The following is a 19900-nucleotide window of genomic DNA, read 5'->3' as shown; positions in this document are numbered from 1 at the left end:
TCTATTATTTAGTGCAAACTACTTGTTCCGTAAACCTAAGGTCAATTTTTTTGTATTTGTATAACGAACTATCTAAAACTGCTTTTTGAAAAAACGCTTTATAGTTTCTAAATTTCTTATCAACATTCATCGTTCTTCCAAAATCTATGAAGTAATCATAGTTACGATTAAACATTTTTAAGCTTCCATTCGGCATAATCTCTATAGCAATGATGTTTTTTTTCAAAAACGCATCGTCATAAATTGTGCGAAATAAAGCTGCTAAATCTTCGTTATTTTTTTCATTTATTGCCCCTGAAACAAGAGGAACTCGTGCAGTGAAATTGTCTGATAAAGGCATTTTATCCCCCTCATAGTCAATATAAAAAGAAGCGCCGCCGTCATAAACTCTTGCTATGGGCGTCTTCTGTTTTACTACTGCTTTTAGAACTCCATCGATACTTACAAAAACATTTGACTTCTCAATCATGTCTTGCGTATCAAGGGTTTTCTCTATCTTATTCAAATCTAGTTCATCTTTTCTAATACTGGAAGCGTCTCTTTTATTTTCTATCAACAATTTATTAACCGTTTCTGGCTTCACAAAAAGCGTATTTTCTCCTACAAAAACGACCATAGATTTTTTCAGTTTTCGATCTCCATTTCGATGTTGAGCGAAAGAATATAGAAACAAAACCAGTCCGAAAATAAGTACTAATCTAATATTTGCCCAATTAAATACTTTCATTTAAAATCTTTTTAATTGACGGAACCATCTCTCCCAGATCACCAGCTCCAATTGTTACAATAATAGGTGCATCACTGGCCTTAATTGCCCCTAATAAATCTTCTTTTGCAACAATTTTTTTGTTCGTATTGGTCATTTTACCCAAAAGCCACTCAGAAGTCACTCCTTCCATCGGAAGCTCTCTTGCAGGGTAAATATCCATCAAAAACACTTCATCAAACTGCGATAAGCTTTCAGCAAATCCGTCAACAAAATCTCTTGTTCTGCTAAATAGATGCGGTTGGAAAATCGCCAAAACTTTACGCCCTGGATATAACTCTCTAACTGCTTGATGAACAGCATTTATTTCTGTTGGATGATGTGCATAATCATCAATATATACTAATTTTTCAGTCTTAATCTGATATGAAAAACGTCTTCTTATTCCGCTGAATGAAGCAATGGCTTTTGCAATAGAATCGGTCGGGGTGCCATAAGTCTTAGCCATTGCAATAGCCATCAATCCATTCATTAAATTGTGTTTGCCAGGCAATCCAAAACGCAGATCTTTTATAATTTCTGATGGCGTCTGCACATCAAAAACATAAGCCCCATCTTCGATTCGAACATTATAAGCCTTATATACAGCATCTTCATTTATAGCACATTGAACACCGTCTAAAGGCAATTCTTTGGTTATAAAGAGATTATTTTTATCTTCTACTTTAGAAGCAAATTCTCTAAATGAATCTTGAATTGCATCGCTAGTTCCGTAGATATCCAAATGATCAGCATCCATAGAAGTCACACAGGCAATATCTGGACGCAAATGCAAAAACGATCTGTCAAATTCATCTGCTTCTACAACCGTTACCGTTTTTCCGCTTCCAATTAAATTCGAATTATAATTTTCCACAATTCCACCAATAAAAGCCGTAACATCTGCACCACTTTGGAACAGAATATGCCCCAAAATACTTGACGTTGTGGTTTTTCCGTGTGTTCCTGCAACTGCAAAACAGAAAGTATCTTTACTTATAATTCCAAGAACTTCAGCACGTTTTTTAACCTCATAATGTCTTTCAATAAAATAATTCCACTCTGAATGTGTTTTCGGAACCGCTGGCGTGTAAATCACCAGTGTATTCTCCACATAATAATCAGTTGGAATTAAACTGATATTATCTTCAAAATGAATATCGATACCGCTTTCAATCAATTCATTAGTTAGCATCGAAGGTGTTTTATCGTAGCCTGAAACTTGTTTTCCAATAAACTTGAAATAACGAGCCAGAGCACTCATTCCGATTCCTCCGATACCAATAAAATAAACGTTTTGTATTTGATTTAAATTCATTTTTAATTGTTGTTTTTCAGATCTTTACCAATTCTTTATTTTAGTAAAAAACTAGCTATTAAACCTTTATGTTTTTACGCTACCAAAAGACCTAAATTGCCTAAAATAGCGTTCAAATTTATTTTTGATGTTGTATAATTTTCCTTAAAAATTATATTATAACAACTTTTTTATCTGCTCTACAATTTGCTTTGTAGCATCTGGACGAGCTAGTTTTTTTATATTATCGCTTAATTGTTTCTGTTTTCCAGAATCTTTCAGCAGCGCTTCAAAAACGATGCTAAACTGACTGTCAAGCTCAGATTCTTTCAACAAAATCGCACCTTTTTCGTCTACAATTGCTTGCGCATTTTTAGTCTGGTGATCCTCAGCTACATTAGGCGACGGAATAAAAATCACTGGTTTTCCAACAATGCACAATTCTGACACTGAAGAAGCTCCTGCGCGTGAAATTATGACATCTGCCGCTGCGTAAACAAAATCCATTCTTTCAATAAAATCGACCACTTTTACATTTGGCTGATTGTGCTTTTTATAATCTTCAAAATATAGTTTCCCACATTGCCAGATTACCTGTACGTCTTGAGAAAGAAAATTTTGCAGTTCTTTTTCGATTAACTGATTAATTCTTCTCGCTCCCAAACTTCCTCCAAGAACCAATAACGTTTTTTTATTCGGATCTAAACCGTAGAATGCAATCGCTTCTTCACGTTTGCTTTCAATGTCAATTAAATCCTGACGCACTGGATTTCCCGTTAAAACGATTTTCTCTTTTGGAAAAAAGCGCTCTAAATTTTGATACGCCACACAAATTGCATTTGCTTTTTTGCTCAACAATTTGTTTGTAATTCCTGGATAAGAATTCTGCTCTTGAACCACTGTTGGAATTCCTGCAGAACCAGCCGCTTGCAACAAAGGTCCGCTAGCAAAACCTCCCGTTCCGATTACTACATTTGGCTTAAACTTTTTAATTATTCTTTTTGATTCCAATAAACTGCTTGCCAGTTTAAGAGGAAACATCATATTCTGTAAAGTCAGTTTTCGTTGTAAACCTGCTATCCAAAGACCTTTTATTTCATAACCTGCCTGAGGCACTTTCTGCATTTCCATTTTATCTCTGGCACCCACAAAAAGAAATTCCGCATCAGGAAATTGTAATTTTAATTCGTTTGCAATTGCAATCGCAGGATAGATATGTCCCCCTGTTCCTCCTCCGCTAAGTATGAATTTATACTTTGTCATCTCTTTCAAAAATTACAACGTTTTAAAATTTATTCTCTTTTTAATTATTTGTTTAAAACCGCATTCATTGGGTTTCTTGAATTATCTTCTATCGAATAAGCTGGCTCTTCATCATATATTTCTTGAGGAACCACATCATCTTCTGCCAATTCTTTATCAATCAATCGCTGTAAAGCTTCTTTACGTTTTTCTTTTTCTAATTTTTCCTCAGCGATTTCATCCTCTTTTTTAGTCACACTAATTATGATTCCTAATCCAAGGCAAGTCATCCAGATTGAACTTCCTCCACTACTTATCAATGGAAGTGTTTGTCCTGTAACGGGCAATAACTCTACTGCAACCGCCATATTAATCATTGCTTGGAATATCATCGGAAACCCGACCCCGACGACGACTAATTTCCCAAATAAAGTAGGTGCTTTATGAGAGGCAACTACAAATCGGAATAAAAGCAACAAATACAAAACCACTATCGCTACACCACCAACCAAACCATATTCTTCTACAATAATGGCATAAATAAAATCGGAAGAAGATTGCGGTAAAAAATTCTTCTGTACACTTTTTCCTGGTCCCAATCCTCCTAATTTTCCTGAGGCAATGGCAATTTTTGCTTTTTCAATCTGATAATCGTCTTCATCTGGTTTATCTGTCGTAAAGTTCATAATACGACTTTCCCAAGTGGAAACCCTGCTGAAAAATCTTGAATCTGGAAAAGCTTTTGCAACCAAAAGGAAAAATGCTAACATAGCAATTCCGGAACCTACAATAAAAGCAAGATATTTTAATGGATATTTTCCAATAAATGTCAGCATTAAAACCATTGAAAAAATCAACGCTGTGGTCGAAAAGTTTGCTGGCAATATCAACGCCAATGTTATAAATACGGGAACCCAAAGCTGAATTAATGAAGTCTGAAAAGGCTCATTTTCTTCTTTAGTTTTGGATAAATAACGTGCCACATAAATAAACAAAACAATAGATGCCAATGTCGAAGTTTGGAATGTGATTCCGATAAAAGGAACCTGAATCCAACGGCTCGCATTTGCTCCCGCAATTACAGTTCCTTTTAAAAGTGTATAGACCAATAAAATCCAAACCACTGGAAGCGCAATTTTAGAAATCGCTCTAAAATAATGATACGGCACTCGATGTACCCAATAAATGATTAGAAAACCAATACAGATATGGGCCAAATGTTTTACCAAATACCCTAAAGTATTCCCCGTACCATGCCCGATATAAGCCAAATTACTACTCGCACTAAAAACAGGCATAAACGAAAACAAAGCCAATAAAGCCACGAATGACCATATTACTCTATCTCCTTTTAATTTGTTTACTAGTTCTTTCATATTTTAGATTTCTGATTTTAGATTTTAGATTATTTTTAAACCTTCGGTTTTGATTTTTTTATTTATTGATTCTGTTGTTTACCGTCTTTAGACTGCTTACAAAAATTGCTGTTAATTCGTTTGCTTCTTTCAAAGCGATTTCCAATTCTTCTTTGGCAAGCCACATTTTTTCTTTTATAATTTCAATCCAGAATAAAGTTTCGTCAGCTTCTTCCAAAACTATATTCATTTTAGCAACAAATTCTTTATCACTTCTCGCTCTACATACTGCCCGATAATTTGCTCTGACTGATTTTCCGCTTCTTACTATTTGACTTGTAATTGATCTGATTACATTTGTATTCGGCAGCTTTTCAGCTAAATCAATTATCATCAAAGAAAACTTCTTAGTTCTCATCTTCATTTCATTCGTCGTCATACCCAAAAGAACTTGTTTGTGATTTTAAAGTCTAGCAATCAATCTAAAATCTAAAATCAGAAATCTAAAATTATAAATTATGCACTGCTTGTTTAAATTGCTTTCCACGATCTTCGTAGTTTTCGAATAAATCGAAACTTGCGCAAGCTGGAGACAATAAAACGGCATCACCTTTTTCTGTTAATCTTTGAGCAGTTTTTACTGCATCGTTCATATTATTTACTTCAACCATAATATCAACAACGTTTCCGAAAGCATCAATAATTTTACGGTTATCAACACCAAGACAAATAATTGCTTTTACTTTTTCGCGAACTAATGACATCAATTCGTTGTAATCATTTCCTTTGTCTACACCTCCTACAATCCAAACGGTTGGAACATTCATACTGTCTAAAGCAAAGAAAGTAGCGTTAACATTTGTAGCCTTCGAATCGTTGATATATTGAACGTTTTGTATTTTTAATACTTTTTCTAAACGGTGCTCAACACCTTGGAAATTAGATAAACTTTCGCGGATTGTTGCATTTCTAATTTGCATCAATTTCGCCACAGAGCTTGCTGCCATTGCATTTTTCATATTATGTTTTCCTTCTAACGCAATGTGTTCTGTATCCATTGTAAACTCTTCTTGGTTGATCTTTATTTCCATTTTGTTGTTATTTATAGAAGCCCCTTCATCAAATTTTTTCGTCAATGAAAAAGGAATTAATTTCGCTTTTGTTTTGTTCTTTTTTAACCATTCTGTACTTGCTTCATCATCTGCATCATAAATGAGGTAGTCATTTTCAGTCTGGTTCATTGTTATTCGGAACTTCGAATTGATATAATTTTCATATTTATATTCATATCGATCTAAATGATCCGGACTTATATTGGTTATAATTGCAATATCTGGCCTGTAATCTATTATTCCGTCCAGCTGAAAACTGCTCAATTCCAAAACATAGGCATCGTACTTATTTTCTGCTACCTGCCAGGCGAAGCTCTTTCCGATATTCCCTCCCAATCCAACATTCAACCCTGCATATTTTAGCAAATGATGTGTCAGCATTGTCGTGGTAGTTTTACCATTGCTTCCCGTAATCCCAATCGTCATTGCATCTGTATAAGGAATCGCAAATTCAATTTCCGAAATCACTTTTACTCCCACCGCAATCAGCTTTTTTACTATCGGAGACTTTTCTGGAATTCCTGGGCTCTTCATTACCACATCTGCATTCAGAATCAAATCTTCTGTATGCTGTTCTTCTTCCCAAGCAATTTTATTAATGATAAGAACTTCTTTGTAACTCTCTTTTATTTTTCCGAAATCAGAAACAAAAACTTCATATCCTTGTTTCTTACCGAGGATCGCGGTTCCTACACCGCTTTCTCCTCCACCTAAAACTACTAACCTCATACTTTACACAATTAAAAATTGAGAATTAAAAATTAAAAATCTAACATTAGACCTTAATTGACTTTCCCTTTTAAGGTTATTATAATTTTCGCCAATATTTTACAGATTTCTTCTGCTTCAATATGTATACTTTCAAATTCACTTACAGAAATATAATCTGTAGCTTTTAATAATTTCAACCAATAAATAGTTTCTCTTGCTTCTTTATAAGAAATCTCAAGCTTAAATAAGAACTCTTTATCTGATCGCCCTCCAATTGATTCTTCGATATTTGCTCCAATTGAAGTTCCAGATCTCAAAACCTGTTTACTCAACACAAACTCCTTTTTATTCTCAGATAAATATTTGTATAAATTCACAATTCTAACTGCAAATTGAAATGATTTATCCTGAATAACATTCTCCTTCATTCTTAAAAATTTTTAATTTTTAATTTCTAATTTTTAATTGAGCTCTATCTTAATTTTAAGGTTATGATTGATAAAATCGCTAACATTACGGCAACAATCCAGAAACGGGTTACGATTTTACTTTCGTGATATCCCTTTTTCTGATAATGATGATGCAAAGGCGACATCAGGAAAATCCTTCGGCCTTCGCCAAAACGCTTCTTCGTATATTTAAAATAAGTTACCTGAATAATTACTGAAGCACTTTCTGCTAAGAAAATTCCGCAGAACAAAACAATCAATATTTCTTTACGAACTGCAATTGCCAAAACTGCAATGATTCCTCCAATAGTCAAACTTCCTGTATCTCCCATAAATACCGATGCGGGATAAGAGTTGTACCAAAGAAATCCTATCAGTGCTCCAACAAATGCCGAAATAAAGACCGTCATTTCTCCCGAATTTGGGATATACATAATATTCAGATAGTTCGAAAAAATGATATTACCAGAAACGAACGTAAATATTCCGAGCGCGAGGACGGATATCGCAGAGGTTCCGGCCGCGAGACCATCAATTCCGTCTGTTAGATTCGCTCCATTTGACACTGCTGTAATAATGAAAATTACAACTGGAATAAATATTAACCACGCCCATTTCTCATATCCATCTCCCATAAAAGACAATACTTCAGCATAATCAAATTCGTTGTTTTTTACGAAAGGAATTGTTGTTGCTGTAGATTTTTCTTCAACACCTGCAGGCATAATCACTGTTGAATTTGTAGCGGTCTTAAAAATATCTGCACGACCAGTATCAGTTCTTACTGTAACTGCAGGATTAAAATAAAGCACTGCACCAACGATGATTCCAAGACCAACTTGACCAATAACTTTAAAAATTCCTTTTAAACCTTGCTTATCTTTTTTAAATATTTTGATATAATCATCCACAAAACCAATTGTTCCCATCCATAAGGTCGTTACAATCAGCAAAACAATGTAGATGTTGTGCAGTCTAGCAAATAATAAAACAGGCAAAAGAGTCGCAAAAATGATGATAAGCCCACCCATTGTTGGCGTTCCCGCTTTCTCATTCTGACCTGCAAGACCAAGCTCACGCACTGTTTCTCCAACTTGCTGACGGCGTAAAAAGTTAATTACTCTTTTACCATAAATTGTAGACAAAAGCAACGAAAGCATAAATGCCAAAGCTGACCTAAATGTGATGTACTGGAAAACTCCTGTCCCAGGAATGTCCAATGTTTTATCAAAATATTCGAATAAGTAGTACAGCATATTTTTCTGTTTTTTTTAATTCCAATTTTTAAATCCCAAATTCCAATGCTAGTCGAATTTTAAATTTTGGAATTTCCTTTTTATTATTTATTCAGTTGCTCTAAAATCTCTTTTACGGTTTCCATATCATCAAAATGATGGCGAACACCATTTATTTCCTGATACGTTTCGTGTCCTTTTCCTGCAATTAGAATGATATCGTTTGGCTGAGCCAATTGACAAGCTGTTTTAATTGCCTGTTTTCTATCTGTAATTCGCAGCATTTTTTTATAATTCTGAGGCTCAACCCCTTGCTCCATTTCGTCCAAAATCACTTCCGGGTCTTCATTTCTTGGATTATCAGAAGTCAGCACTGCTTTATCGCTTAAATCTGATGCAATCTTTGCCATGATCGGACGTTTTGTTTTATCACGATTCCCTCCGCAGCCCACAACAGTAATTAACTGTTCATTTTTGGTGCGAATGTCATTTATTGTTTTCAAAACATTCTCCAATGCATCTGGCGTGTGCGCATAATCTACAACTGCCGTAATCTTTTCGTTGGACACAATATATTGGAAACGCCCCGAAACACTTTCTAAATCAGACAGTAAACGCAACGCTTCAAGACTATCAATTCCAAGCTCTACTGCCGTTCCATAAATCGCTAAAACATTGTATGCGTTGAAAGTACCAATCAGCTTTACCCAAACTTCATTATCATTTACTTTTAACAATAAACCAGACAATTGGCTTTCTAAAATCTGCGCTCTATAATCTGCATAAGATTTTAAAGCATAAGTCAGTTTTTTGGCAACTGTATTTTGAAGCATAACCGCTCCATTCTTATCGTCAATATTTGTTAAAACAAAAGCTGATTTCGGAAGTGAATCAAAAAATGACTTTTTCACATCTCTGTATTCCGCAAATGTTGGGTGATAATCTAAATGATCGTGAGAAAGATTGGTAAAAATTCCGCCTACAAAATGCAAAGCTTCTGTACGTTTCTGATGAATTCCGTGCGAACTTACTTCCATAAAACAATGTGTAACTCCAGCTTCGACCATTTCATTTAAATAATGATTAATTGTCAAAGAATCTGGCGTTGTATGCGTTGCAGGATATTCTGTTTCGTCAACTACGATTTTTACAGTTGATAATAATCCAACTTTAAAACCTGCTTTTTGAAATAGCTGAAATAATAAGGAAGCAATTGTAGTTTTACCATTTGTTCCTGTTACACCAACTAATTTTAGTTTTGAAGACGGATCTTCAAAATAATTAGCTGCCATAAAAGCTAAAGCCGTATTGGTGTCTTTTACCTGAATATAAGTTACATCAGCTGCAGTATTTGCCGGAAGCGTATCACAAATGATCGCTTTTGCTCCAAGCTGAACTGCTTTTTCGATATAATCATGCCCATCTGAAAGCGAACCGCGAATTGCTACAAAAACATCATTTGCTTCTACTTTACGTGAATCAAATTCAATTTTCTGAATAGCAACATCTGTCGAACCTTTCACAGACTCAATAGCTACTTTATATAATATGTCTTTTAATACTTTCACGATAATTCTAATACAATTGTTGTGTTTCTGCTAATACTGGTTCCGGCCTGAATCGATTGATTTTTGACTTTCCCCATTCCATTTACTTTTACTTTCAAACCTAAATTTTCGAGTAAAGCAATTGCGTCCATCCCAGGCATTCCTTTTAAATTCGGAATCTGATTGATTTTTTTATTTGCTTCTGCAGTGTATTTATCATAACTAGCATCCTGTTTAGGAATTCTAGTATCTAATTTTTTTATTTTATTTGTCGAAGGTGCATCTGTAAAAATCTTTTGCGCAATTCTTTTAAAAACTGGTCCTGCAACGTCTGCTCCGTAATAATTATTCTTAGATGTATTCGGTTTATGAACCACTACAATACAAGAATATTTTGGATGATCTGCTGGAAAATATCCCACAAAAGAGGAAGCATAATACAAAGCTGACTTTCCTTCTTTTCCTCCATAATTCATCTGAGCGGTTCCCGTTTTTCCTGCCATCGAAAAATCTTTCGAATACAATTTAGAACCTGTACCTTTTTTAACCACATTCAATAAAACTGCTCTTATTTTTTTTAGCGTTTCAGGTGAACAAACCTTCGGATTAAGAACTTCAACATCAAACTTTTTAATCGTTTTATTCCATTCTTTAATTTCTGATACAAACTGTGGTTTTACCATCACACCATTATTCGCAACTGAATTGTAAAACGCAAGTGTTTGCATTGGTGTTATCGAAACATTATAGCCGAAAGCCATCCACGGAAGCGTAGTTCCTGACCAATGTTTATCTCCGGGCTGCGGAATATAAGGTCTTCCCTCTCCTTTAAAATGCAAGCCTAATGTCTTATCTAATCCCCAACTTTTGATATGATTTACAAATTTTGACGGATTACTTTTGTAATTATCATAAACTGCCTGCACCATTACTGTGTTTGATGAAAGCTCAAATCCACGGGCCAAAGACACTTTACCGTAACCGCCATTGTGCGAATCACGAACAGAGCGCCCATAATATTTCACCACTCCTTTGTGACTATCATAAACCGTACTTGTATCGGCTACTTTATCTTCTAAAATTGCCATTAAATCAACTAATTTAAAAGTCGAACCCGGTTCGTGAGATTCAGCAATTGCGTAATTAGTAGTTTCATAATACGATCCATCTTCTGCTCTTCCTAAATTTGAAATTGCTTTTACATGCCCCGTTTCTGTTTCCATTACCACCACACAACCGTGATCTGCTTCGTAATCTTCCAACTGTTTCAATAAAGCATGATGCGCAATATCTTGAATGAAAACATCTATAGTGGAAATCACATCGTAACCGTCAATTGGATCTACTTCGTTAACATCACGAATAGGTTTCCATTGGCCTTTTGCAATTTTTTGTTTTAAAATTTTACCGTCTTTTCCGTTCAAGTAACTTTTAAAAGCCCATTCAATTCCTTTTCCTACTTCAATTCCAGTTGCAGGATCAATACGGTCGTAACCAATTGTTCTTTCTGCAATTTTCCCGATTGGATGTTTTCTAACCGTTTCCTGTTCTACAATAATTCCGCCTTTGAAAGCGCCTAAATTGAATAATGGAAAACCTTTAATTTTCACATATTCGGTATAACTTAAATTACGGGCAATCAAATAATAACGATTTTTATTCTCACGCGCTTTTCGCAATTCTTTCTGAAAATAACCGCTTGGTTTATCTAAAACAGTATCAAGAGAATCTGACAATTGTTTTACATATTTCTCAAACGTTTCTTTTTTTGGCGCTTTTGCATCAAAACGAATTTCATAATTCGGGATCGATGTTGCCAATAAACTTCCGTCAGCAGAATAAATATTTCCTTTGTTGGCCGGAATTACAAAGTTTCTAACTGTACGCTGTTTAGCCAGTTTTCTGTAATAATCTCCATCAACCCACTGAATATTGGTTAATTTAACGACAATAGCAATTGCCATCACAAAGATGAAAACTGCTACGAGGTAAATTCTGTAGGATATATGTTTATCGTCTACTGCCATATTCTTTTAAAGAAACTTTTTTCTTCTTCTTTTTTAACTTCTATTTTTACTGGAGGAACTGTCGACGGAAAAATTTGTTTTTCTAACATTTTATCCGATATCGTTGACTCCATTTTCAACTTCATCAATTCTGAACGTCGATCTACAAATTCCGATCTCAATTCTTTTACTTCATTATTTAATTTTGCAATTTCAAAAACCTTTTGTTCGTATCGCTGTGTATTGGCAATCATCAAAATAGCAAGCAGAATTATAAAAACGATGAATCTCCAGTTTTTTACTGCATCTTCATGAATCAGAAATCTTGCTTTTAATATGCTAAATACTCCACCTTTCATTTTCTACCTATATATATTATATCTTTTCAGCAATTCTTAATTTAGCACTTCTAGCTCTATTATTAATTTTAATTTCTTCGTCGTTTGGAACAATCAGTTTTCCGATAGTTTTAAACGGGACTGAAAAGTTTCCGTAAAAATCTCTTTCTGGCTCTCCTTCAAACATTCCATTTTTGATGAATCTTTTTACCAATCGATCTTCTAAGGAATGATATGAGATTACTGAAAATCTTCCGCCTGGTTTTAAAATCTCCAATGACTGCTCAATAAATTCTTTTAGAACGTCCATTTCCTGATTTACCTCAATTCTGATTGCCTGATAAATCTGAGCCAGAATTTTGTTTCGAACTTTCTCTGGCAAATACTTTTTCAGAACCTCTTTTAATTCGTCTGTCGTTTTGATCGGATAATCTTTTCTCGCTTCCACAATTGTTCTTGCCAAAACTGGTGCGTTCTTCAACTCCCCATAATCAAAAAAAACACGACGCAAATCCTGTTCTTCATATTCGTTAACCACCCGATAAGCATTTAAATCATTTTTTTGACTCATCCGCATATCTAACTCGGCATCAAATCTTGTTGAAAAACCTCTTTCTGGAACATCAAACTGATGTGATGAAACTCCTAAGTCGGCTAAAATTCCGTCAACTTGTTTTACTCCGTGAAAACGTAGAAACCTTTTTATGAATCTAAAGTTTTCATTAATCAAGGTAAACCTTTCATCTGGCAATGCATTGGCAAGCGCATCTTCGTCTTGGTCAAATGCAAACAGCCTTCCGTTTGGCCCTAATCTTCTTAAAATCTCTTTTGAATGACCACCGCCTCCAAACGTAACATCTACATACACTCCGTCTGGTTTAATATCTAAACCATCAACTGTTGGATGAAGCAAAACCGGATTATGATATTCCATCTTCGTCGTCATTAATATTTCCCATTACTTCTTCGGCTAAATCTGCAAAATCCATATCTTCGCCGCTTATTGATTTTTCGTATAAATCTTTATCCCAAATCTCCACAATATTAACCGCAGATGAAAAAACCACATCTTTAGAAATACTTGCAAACGTTACCAAATCTTTTGGAACAAGCAATCTCCCCAATGCATCAACCTCAACCACTTTAACACCAGCAGTAAACCTTCTAATGAAATCGTTGTTCTTTTTTACAAAGCGATTAAGCTTGTTGATTTTTTTCATCATCGCATCCCACTCTACCATCGGATACAACTCTAAACACGGCTGAAAAACAGAACGCTTCAAAACGAATCCGTCTTGAAGAGAAGCAGTCAATTGCTTTTTTAAAGGTGCAGGCATCATTAGCCTTCCTTTAGCATCGACTTTACATTCATATGTTCCAACAATTGTGTTCAAAAAAACTAGTTAACATGTTATACAGCAAAAATATAAAAAATTTTACCACATTTTACCACTTTATACCACTTTGTTAATAAGTTTAACCACTTTGCCACCACTTTCTATAATTCTCATTCAATCAATACCTTAACTATTAATTAACAGATTTTTAATTCTGTTATTCATTCGAAAAAATAATGGACTAATTTTCTTAAAAAATTGATTATTATGCACTTTTCTTAACATTTGAAGATTTTAGCAAAAACTCGTTTAATTACTGATTTTTAATGTTTTACATATTCTACTCAAATTATCTAGTTAAAAAATGGCGTCAAAAATTCATTTTTGTGTAATTAACCCTATATTTGTCGAAATTGAAATTGGCATTAGATTAGATGGACAAACACTATAAAAAAGAAGGCAAATACAGCTATTTTGAAGCTGGAGAAGGAACTCCGATCGTTATTCTGCATGGTTTAATGGGAGGTCTAAGTAACTTTGATGGTGTAGCACAATATTTCCCAACAAAAGGATATAAAGTTGTTATCCCAGATTTGCCAATATACACCCAAAGCATTTTAAAAACGAACGTAAAAAGTTTTGCGAAATACGTAAAAGATTTTATCACTTTTAAAGGGTTTGACAAAGTTATTCTTCTAGGAAATTCTCTAGGAGGACATATTGCTTTATATCACACAAAACTGTATCCTGAAAAAGTTGCAGGCCTTGTAATTACTGGAAGTTCTGGTCTTTACGAAAGCGCAATGGGAGACAGTTACCCAAGAAGAGGCGATTATGAATACATTAAAAAGAAAGCTGAAGATGTATTTTATGACCCAAAAATTGCAACCCCAGAATTGATTGATGAAGTATACGCTACTGCTAACGACCGCATCAAATTAATTAAAACCCTAACTATTGCAAAGAGCGCAATTCGTCATAATATGGCTAAAGATTTGCCAAAAATGACTGTTGAAACTTGTATTATTTGGGGTAAAAATGACTCTGTAACACCTCCAAATGTAGCAGAAGAATTCCACAAATTACTGCCAAATTCTGATTTGTATTGGATTGACAAATGCGGACACGCAGCAATGATGGAACACCCTCAGGAATTTAACGAAGTTCTTGAAAAATGGCTTACTGAAAAGAAATTATAGCCATCAGAAAATTATTTTTTTAGGAGGTTTTAAAACGCGAAGGAATATGAAAATTAATACCGCCGAATTTATTGTCAGCAATTCTGATGCATCAAAATGTCCGAAAGACTTTTTGCCAGAATATGCTTTTATTGGAAGATCAAACGTAGGTAAGTCATCGTTGATTAACATGCTTACCAATAATAAAAACTTAGCCAAAACTTCTGGGAAACCGGGAAAAACACAGTTAATTAATCATTTTAAGATTAACAACAACTGGTTTTTGGTCGATTTACCTGGTTACGGTTATGCTAAAGTTTCAAAGAAAACAAAATCTGTTTTTCAGCAATTTATTACTGATTATTTTGAAACGAGAGAACAATTGGTTTGCGCTTTTGTTTTAATTGATATTCGCCACGAAGCTCAAAATATTGACGTTGAGTTTATGTCTTATATGGGCGAAAGCGAAATTCCGTTCTGCATAATTTTCACAAAAGCAGATAAAATCAGCAAAGGAAAAATAGATTCGCATATTGCGGCTTACAAAAAACAAATGTTTGCCAACAATTGGGCCGAAATGCCACAGTATTTTGTAACCTCATCTACAGAATCAATTGGAAAAGAAGAATTGCTTTCTTATATCGACGAAGTGAATCAGGAAGTTTTTAAAAACAATTCTGAATTTTAAAAATTAAAATATACAATATTGAAAATCCCAAATTCCAATTGAAAAATGGAGTTTGGGATTTTTTATGCTTTAACAATTGATAAATCAGAATCCGAAGGATTTAAATGTTTATAGCAAAAATATTTCCTGATGCAGTACGACCCCGATGGGGTCGAATTAAAACCGTAAATCTTTTTTCTACAATATAAAAACTCCAATCATACCGATTAGAATTTTTTATTTTACAGAAAAATCCTAATGAATATATTTTTATGTTATATTTGGCGCAAACCAAAAACAATCAATGACTAATTTGAAATCCATTCGTTTTATTCTTTACATTTCCTTTCTGTTCCTTTGCTTCTCTTGTCAGTCTTCCCATTATATGCTAATGACCGGACAGCGCACCGGGGTTGATTTCTCTTCTGGAAGATGGCTTTTAAACGAATTAGACTGCCCAAAAAACTCCAAACAAAAATTAACCGACGAGACTTTAAAATTCTTTAGAAAAAAGTTAGGAGATCGAGTATTTTATATACAGGATGTTAATGGATTACTTGTTCCAAGAAAAATCAATTTAAATCCGAATAGTATAAAATTAAAAGAACTAAAAGAAGGTACTGGCTTTGACTTTTTCATTAATATCTCAACACACAAAAGCAAAAGTGATTTAGGCTCTATCGAACTTTATGAAGATGATTATTCTTCAGGAAAAAATGAAGCCTCGGTCATTTTAGAGATTTATGATTTGAATTTACAGCAGATCATTTATTCGCAAAATGTTGTCGGCATAACCAACAAAGCAAATAAACAGTCAATGTGGGAAACCGAAAAATCGGATAAACTTTTAGATAATGTAACATTGTACAAAAACTCGAATGCCTTAATGATTGGTGCTTTGAAACGTATTCTTAAAGATCTAGAGAAAAGATCTGTGAATTAAAATAATTCAAATTCCAAAATTTAAATTCCAATATCAAATGGAGTTTGAAATTTTTATTTTATCGAAACTTCTTATTTAAAATTTTCCATTCTCTAAATATCAAAAACTGATATAGGATATAAAATAAAGAGTTAAAAAACCAAAAGTCCAGTAAAAATGGTTCTGTAAAAATAACGGAATCGGAATTACCACTTAAAAAAATAGTCGAACTGCTGACTAAATAGATAATCAATCCGTTAGAGAAATACATGTAATTGGATTTAACGTTCTCAAAATTTTGTGTCAAGTAAATTAAAGCATATAAAACCAATAAAGCCGAAGTTACGCCAATTTCAAATAAGTTAAATTGCCAATAAAGTTCCGGAGTTCTTGAATACTGAATTGCTAACAGAATCAAAACCAATACCAGTAAAATAAGAATTGCTTTCTTTAAAACAGCATTTGAAAATAAGCCTCGAAAAAAGATGCTTAAAATAATAAATTGAAAAATGAAGTAATAATGCGAAAGAAAAAAATTAGATCCTGGAGCATAAAACCCAATAATGTTACAAAGCAATTCATTGACAAACAAACCAATCAAATATACTATTAGTATATAATAATGTGCATTTTTGTTTTTTCGCGTCTTGCAAAATAAAATACTGTTTACCAGTAAAAAAAACAATCCGATAAGACTCACTAGAAAAGGAAACAGCATATAATTGGATTTGCTCAGACAATTTACAAAATAAAAAATCCCAAACCCAATATTAATTGGAATTTGGAATTTTTGTATTGAAATTTAAGCCTACGTTTATTTCGTAAGTTCTAGTTTTTCTGCAAAGTAATCACAAAAATCTTTCATGGTATCAGACATCTTTTCGTCGTCTGTAGCACGTTTGAAAGTATCTGACATTGCTACTAAAGTCTGGTGGAAGAAAATCTTCATTTCGTCTACCGGCATATCTTTAGTCCACAAATCAATACGCATCGTTTCTTTTGCTTTACTGTCCCAAATTGACAGCATTATTGCTTTTGCCTCTTCGGCTTGAACTCCACCATCTTGTGCACTCCATGTCAATTTTTCTGGAACACGGTTTTCGTCCAATTCTATATTAAATCTAATCTCTGAATTTATATTTGCCATTATTTCTTAGGTTTATATTTTGATTTTTCGAAGATTTCTTTTGGCTGTAACTTAAATAATTCGGCCAAAGAAACATCACTATTATTTTTCATGTAAGAACGTACCATCTGCCAGCCAATCCAAGCTCCCACTCGCCCTGGAGAATCGTTATCTATTTCTAAAAAGAATTTAGAAAAAGGTGCTGGAGCTATAAATCGTGCATTCAATTTCGGATCATCACTGTAGAGCATTTCATTTTCTATAAAATAACGCCACATATAAGCTTCGTTTTCTTCACACCATTTTATCTGCTCAGGCGTATATCCCATTTTTTCAGCATCTGTATATTCAGGAAGCAGTAAATCTTTTGCATAAAGCTGTTTTCCTTCAAAAACCATTTGAGACACCAAACTCTTGTCTATCGAATTTTGAATATTTCGATAAGAAAAACTAGAAACCACGTCTGGCATAATTTGTCTTTCTTCAAAATTCTCTTTTAAATAGTTTGGAAATTCATAAAACTTATGCTCTTTTCCCAAATACAATTCTAAAGCAACTACAACAAGACTATCAGCATAAATTGATTTTGCATTATAGTCCATTTCTCCAATAACCGTAATTACCTTCGGGATTTTAGTTTTAGGAAAATAATACTTTATATGCTGAAAAAGTTCATTAAACTCTTTGCGAACGGGCTCGAAATTACTGTATTTTTTCTGAACTTCTTGATAAACTTCTCTCCAGATCGGATCATTCATTTTCTGAATCCAGACATTATCGTCGTTACCAGGAAAGAAAAAAGGATATTGTTTTTTTACTTTTGCCAGATCTTGCGGTTTAGTTTCAAAAAACACTTTATCAAATCGTTCTACTTTAATATCAACAGGGATTTCTTCTACTTCTTTTTCAACCTTACTCTTTTGGTTGCAAGACAAAAAAAACAGGCATAGAACCACTGCAAAGCGATAAATTTTCATTTTATTTTAATTAGATTTGTGTTATCAGAATTTTAAGCAGTTGCATACTCAAAATAATTCTGCAAATATACATCCCTGCATCTTAAAACTTAAACTATTATGGCTAAAAAAAGCACAATTCAGACAGAAAAAGTAAATACGCACATTGTAGAGTGGTTAAAAAATTACGCTACTAATGCAAAAGTAAACGGTTTTGTAATTGGAATCTCGGGAGGTGTAGATTCTGCAGTAACTTCAACTTTATGCGCACAGACAGGACTGAAAGTTTTATGTGTAGAAATGCCGATTCATCAGGCAGAAAGCCAAGTTTCTAGAGGAAGAGAACATATTGAGCAACTTAAAAAACGTTTCCCAAATGTTTCTGATGTTAAGACTGATCTGACGGAAACTTTTGAATCTTTTAAAAGTGCCGTACCTTCAACTGAAGATGCAGCAAAAGTAAATTTAGCTCTAGCTAATACTCGTGCCCGCATCAGAATGACTTCTTTATATTATTTAGCAGGAATTCACGGTCTGCTTGTTGCCGGAACTGGAAATAAAGTAGAAGATTTTGGTGTAGGTTTTTACACTAAATATGGAGACGGCGGAGTCGATTTAAGTCCAATTGCTGATTTAATGAAATCTGATGTATATGCTTTAGGAGAATTTTTACAGATTCCGCAGTCAATTTTAACAGCCGCTCCTACAGATGGATTATTTGGAGACAATCGTACCGACGAAGACCAATTAGGGGCAAGTTATGACGAACTAGAATGGGCCATGTTAGCCGCGGAGTCAGGAAAGACGGCATCTGACTTCGAAGGGAGAGAAAAATCTGTCTTTGAAATTTATAAACGATTAAACACCAGCAACAAGCATAAAATGGATCCAATTCCGGTTTGTTTGATCCCAAAAACGTTAAAATAATACATTTTAACATTCTCTGCGAGTTATTACAGAATTTATTTATTAATTTTACCGTTCCAAAAACATGAACAATTCTAAAAAAGGTAAAAATTATGATTAAAGTATGTCTAGCAGACAATCATCCTGTGACGCACTTTGGCGTTAAGTCTTATTTCAAAGACCACGATCAAATTTCAATTGTTGCCAACGTAGGCAATTTTTCAATGGTTAGAGATATCCTTCAAACGAAGGAAATCGATATTCTAATCTTAGATTTAGAGTTAGAAGGACTTTCAAGTATCTTTGAGATTAAATCTATCTTGAAAAATTTCCCAAAAACAAAAATTGTTATTTTCAGTGATCTTGCTGAGCAAATGTATGCTCCAAATGCAATTAAGGCAGGAGTTTCTGGGTATGTGCACAAAACAGAAAAACTTGAAACATTAGGTCATTCTATTATTAAAGTACACGAAGGAAAAATTATCATCAACGAAACAGTACGTAAAAACATGGCACTTATTGCTAAACAAAGCAAAAGTGAGCGTCTCTACAGAAAACTTTCTAACCGTGAGATCGAGGTTTTACGTTATTTAAGTGATGGTAAGAAAAACAACGAAATCTCTAAAATCTTAAATCTGAACGAAAAAACGATCAGTACTTACAAACTAAGATTATTGACTAAATTGAATGTTACTAATTTAGTTGACTTAGTAAACAAAGCTAAGACTTTAGAAATTATTTAATCACAAGTCGAAAATCTTAACCTTTTAA

Annotated in this window: 20 protein-coding genes; 5 read left to right on the top strand and 15 right to left on the bottom strand. The window is 33.9% G+C overall.

What is annotated here, in order from left to right; translation table 11 throughout:
- Nucleotides 1–4: 4 nt before the first annotated feature.
- From ACWA1F_RS11730 to ACWA1F_RS11670, 13 genes are all read right to left on the bottom strand, one after another.
- Nucleotides 5–727 (bottom strand): cell division protein FtsQ/DivIB, encoded by a 723-nt coding sequence (locus ACWA1F_RS11730; RefSeq protein ID WP_306160847.1) that lies wholly within the window; start codon nucleotides 725–727, stop codon nucleotides 5–7.
- A complete protein-coding gene (gene murC, locus ACWA1F_RS11725) occupies nucleotides 714–2063 on the bottom strand; it encodes a UDP-N-acetylmuramate--L-alanine ligase (protein WP_456893895.1) in 1350 nt (449 codons plus the stop codon). Before murC ends, ACWA1F_RS11730 begins: the two co-directional genes overlap by 14 nt.
- A gap of 156 nt (nucleotides 2064–2219) precedes the next feature.
- Entirely contained in the window at nucleotides 2220–3305 is a 1086-nt protein-coding gene (murG, locus tag ACWA1F_RS11720; protein ID WP_456893894.1) for an undecaprenyldiphospho-muramoylpentapeptide beta-N-acetylglucosaminyltransferase, read from the bottom strand.
- 44 nt (nucleotides 3306–3349) lie between these two features.
- Nucleotides 3350–4660 (bottom strand): FtsW/RodA/SpoVE family cell cycle protein, encoded by a 1311-nt coding sequence (locus tag ACWA1F_RS11715; protein ID WP_456893893.1) that lies wholly within the window; start codon nucleotides 4658–4660, stop codon nucleotides 3350–3352.
- A 58-nt stretch (nucleotides 4661–4718) separates the two neighbouring features.
- Nucleotides 4719–5057, bottom strand: a complete 339-nt coding sequence (locus tag ACWA1F_RS11710) for a four helix bundle protein (protein WP_456894076.1) — start codon at nucleotides 5055–5057, stop codon at nucleotides 4719–4721.
- 91 nt (nucleotides 5058–5148) lie between these two features.
- The gene (murD, locus tag ACWA1F_RS11705) at nucleotides 5149–6480 is read right to left on the bottom strand and encodes a UDP-N-acetylmuramoyl-L-alanine--D-glutamate ligase (RefSeq protein WP_456893892.1); all 1332 of its coding nucleotides are present in this window, start codon (nucleotides 6478–6480) and stop codon (nucleotides 5149–5151) included.
- 53 nt (nucleotides 6481–6533) lie between these two features.
- Nucleotides 6534–6890 carry a four helix bundle protein gene (locus tag ACWA1F_RS11700; protein WP_456893891.1) on the bottom strand — a complete coding sequence of 119 codons (357 nt, stop codon included), beginning with the start codon at nucleotides 6888–6890 and terminating at the stop codon, nucleotides 6534–6536.
- A gap of 44 nt (nucleotides 6891–6934) precedes the next feature.
- The gene (gene mraY, locus ACWA1F_RS11695; protein ID WP_306160859.1) at nucleotides 6935–8167 is read right to left on the bottom strand and encodes a phospho-N-acetylmuramoyl-pentapeptide-transferase; all 1233 of its coding nucleotides are present in this window, start codon (nucleotides 8165–8167) and stop codon (nucleotides 6935–6937) included.
- Between the two features lie 83 nt (nucleotides 8168–8250).
- Nucleotides 8251–9714: a UDP-N-acetylmuramoyl-L-alanyl-D-glutamate--2,6-diaminopimelate ligase gene (locus tag ACWA1F_RS11690; protein WP_456893890.1), complete on the bottom strand. Its 1464-nt coding sequence runs from the start codon at nucleotides 9712–9714 to the stop codon at nucleotides 8251–8253.
- Nucleotides 9711–11720 (bottom strand): penicillin-binding protein, encoded by a 2010-nt coding sequence (locus ACWA1F_RS11685; protein WP_456893889.1) that lies wholly within the window; start codon nucleotides 11718–11720, stop codon nucleotides 9711–9713. Before ACWA1F_RS11685 ends, ACWA1F_RS11690 begins: the two co-directional genes overlap by 4 nt.
- Nucleotides 11711–12058 carry an FtsL-like putative cell division protein gene (locus ACWA1F_RS11680; RefSeq protein WP_306160865.1) on the bottom strand — a complete coding sequence of 116 codons (348 nt, stop codon included), beginning with the start codon at nucleotides 12056–12058 and terminating at the stop codon, nucleotides 11711–11713. The genes ACWA1F_RS11685 and ACWA1F_RS11680 overlap by 10 nt, the downstream gene beginning before the upstream one ends.
- A gap of 16 nt (nucleotides 12059–12074) precedes the next feature.
- Nucleotides 12075–12983 (bottom strand): 16S rRNA (cytosine(1402)-N(4))-methyltransferase RsmH, encoded by a 909-nt coding sequence (gene rsmH, locus ACWA1F_RS11675; RefSeq protein ID WP_456893888.1) that lies wholly within the window; start codon nucleotides 12981–12983, stop codon nucleotides 12075–12077.
- Entirely contained in the window at nucleotides 12958–13431 is a 474-nt protein-coding gene (locus ACWA1F_RS11670; protein ID WP_035691746.1) for a division/cell wall cluster transcriptional repressor MraZ, read from the bottom strand. The genes rsmH and ACWA1F_RS11670 overlap by 26 nt, the downstream gene beginning before the upstream one ends.
- Nucleotides 13432–13808: 377 nt before the next feature.
- Here ACWA1F_RS11670 and ACWA1F_RS11665 point away from each other — a divergent pair, with 377 nt between their 5' ends.
- The 3 genes from ACWA1F_RS11665 to ACWA1F_RS11655 all read left to right on the top strand — a co-directional run bounded on the left by ACWA1F_RS11665 (nucleotide 13809) and on the right by ACWA1F_RS11655 (nucleotide 16162).
- Entirely contained in the window at nucleotides 13809–14573 is a 765-nt protein-coding gene (locus ACWA1F_RS11665) for an alpha/beta fold hydrolase (protein WP_456893887.1), read from the top strand.
- 46 nt (nucleotides 14574–14619) lie between these two features.
- Nucleotides 14620–15240, top strand: coding sequence for a ribosome biogenesis GTP-binding protein YihA/YsxC (gene yihA / locus ACWA1F_RS11660; RefSeq protein ID WP_125723600.1), 621 nt, complete (start codon nucleotides 14620–14622; stop codon nucleotides 15238–15240).
- 283 nt (nucleotides 15241–15523) lie between these two features.
- Nucleotides 15524–16162, top strand: a complete 639-nt coding sequence (locus ACWA1F_RS11655; protein ID WP_456893886.1) for a hypothetical protein — start codon at nucleotides 15524–15526, stop codon at nucleotides 16160–16162.
- A gap of 793 nt (nucleotides 16163–16955) precedes the next feature.
- On the opposite strand, the gene gldC is transcribed toward ACWA1F_RS11655, so the two are convergent.
- Nucleotides 16956–17288: a gliding motility protein GldC gene (gene gldC, locus ACWA1F_RS11650; protein ID WP_164515351.1), complete on the bottom strand. Its 333-nt coding sequence runs from the start codon at nucleotides 17286–17288 to the stop codon at nucleotides 16956–16958.
- On the bottom strand, nucleotides 17288–18244 hold the full coding sequence (gene gldB / locus ACWA1F_RS11645) for a gliding motility lipoprotein GldB (protein ID WP_456893885.1): 957 nt from the start codon (nucleotides 18242–18244) through the stop codon (nucleotides 17288–17290). The genes gldC and gldB overlap by 1 nt, the downstream gene beginning before the upstream one ends.
- Before the next feature lie 99 nt (nucleotides 18245–18343).
- Between gldB and nadE the strand changes: the two genes are divergently transcribed.
- Nucleotides 18344–19150: an NAD(+) synthase gene (nadE, locus tag ACWA1F_RS11640; RefSeq protein WP_306160878.1), complete on the top strand. Its 807-nt coding sequence runs from the start codon at nucleotides 18344–18346 to the stop codon at nucleotides 19148–19150.
- 92 nt (nucleotides 19151–19242) lie between these two features.
- The gene (locus ACWA1F_RS11635) at nucleotides 19243–19872 is read left to right on the top strand and encodes a response regulator transcription factor (RefSeq protein ID WP_008467169.1); all 630 of its coding nucleotides are present in this window, start codon (nucleotides 19243–19245) and stop codon (nucleotides 19870–19872) included.
- The last annotated feature ends 28 nt before the right edge of the window (nucleotides 19873–19900 follow it).

The sequence above is a fragment of the Flavobacterium erigeronis genome, assembly GCF_054075165.1.
The sequence above is the reverse complement of the archived record's forward strand: the minus strand, read 5'-3'. Positions and strand labels throughout refer to the sequence as shown.

What these genes read in the sequence shown, in the direction of transcription:
- yihA (WP_125723600.1), top strand. Translation starts at nt 14,620, where the DNA reads ATGAAAATTAATACCGCCGAATTTATTGTCAGCAATTCTGATGCATCA.
- nadE (WP_306160878.1), top strand. Translation starts at nt 18,344, where the DNA reads ATGGCTAAAAAAAGCACAATTCAGACAGAAAAAGTAAATACGCACATT.
- ACWA1F_RS11655 (WP_456893886.1), top strand. Translation starts at nt 15,524, where the DNA reads ATGACTAATTTGAAATCCATTCGTTTTATTCTTTACATTTCCTTTCTG.
- ACWA1F_RS11635 (WP_008467169.1), top strand. Translation starts at nt 19,243, where the DNA reads ATGATTAAAGTATGTCTAGCAGACAATCATCCTGTGACGCACTTTGGC.
- murG (WP_456893894.1), bottom strand. Translation starts at nt 3,305, where the DNA reads ATGACAAAGTATAAATTCATACTTAGCGGAGGAGGAACAGGGGGACAT.
- ACWA1F_RS11730 (WP_306160847.1), bottom strand. Translation starts at nt 727, where the DNA reads ATGAAAGTATTTAATTGGGCAAATATTAGATTAGTACTTATTTTCGGA.
- rsmH (WP_456893888.1), bottom strand. Translation starts at nt 12,983, where the DNA reads ATGACGACGAAGATGGAATATCATAATCCGGTTTTGCTTCATCCAACA.
- murD (WP_456893892.1), bottom strand. Translation starts at nt 6,480, where the DNA reads ATGAGGTTAGTAGTTTTAGGTGGAGGAGAAAGCGGTGTAGGAACCGCG.
- ACWA1F_RS11685 (WP_456893889.1), bottom strand. Translation starts at nt 11,720, where the DNA reads ATGGCAGTAGACGATAAACATATATCCTACAGAATTTACCTCGTAGCA.
- ACWA1F_RS11665 (WP_456893887.1), top strand. Translation starts at nt 13,809, where the DNA reads ATGGACAAACACTATAAAAAAGAAGGCAAATACAGCTATTTTGAAGCT.
- ACWA1F_RS11700 (WP_456893891.1), bottom strand. Translation starts at nt 6,890, where the DNA reads ATGAAGGAGAATGTTATTCAGGATAAATCATTTCAATTTGCAGTTAGA.
- ACWA1F_RS11680 (WP_306160865.1), bottom strand. Translation starts at nt 12,058, where the DNA reads ATGAAAGGTGGAGTATTTAGCATATTAAAAGCAAGATTTCTGATTCAT.
- ACWA1F_RS11710 (WP_456894076.1), bottom strand. Translation starts at nt 5,057, where the DNA reads ATGAGAACTAAGAAGTTTTCTTTGATGATAATTGATTTAGCTGAAAAG.
- gldC (WP_164515351.1), bottom strand. Translation starts at nt 17,288, where the DNA reads ATGGCAAATATAAATTCAGAGATTAGATTTAATATAGAATTGGACGAA.
- murC (WP_456893895.1), bottom strand. Translation starts at nt 2,063, where the DNA reads ATGAATTTAAATCAAATACAAAACGTTTATTTTATTGGTATCGGAGGA.
- ACWA1F_RS11715 (WP_456893893.1), bottom strand. Translation starts at nt 4,660, where the DNA reads ATGAAAGAACTAGTAAACAAATTAAAAGGAGATAGAGTAATATGGTCA.
- mraY (WP_306160859.1), bottom strand. Translation starts at nt 8,167, where the DNA reads ATGCTGTACTACTTATTCGAATATTTTGATAAAACATTGGACATTCCT.
- gldB (WP_456893885.1), bottom strand. Translation starts at nt 18,244, where the DNA reads ATGAAAATTTATCGCTTTGCAGTGGTTCTATGCCTGTTTTTTTTGTCT.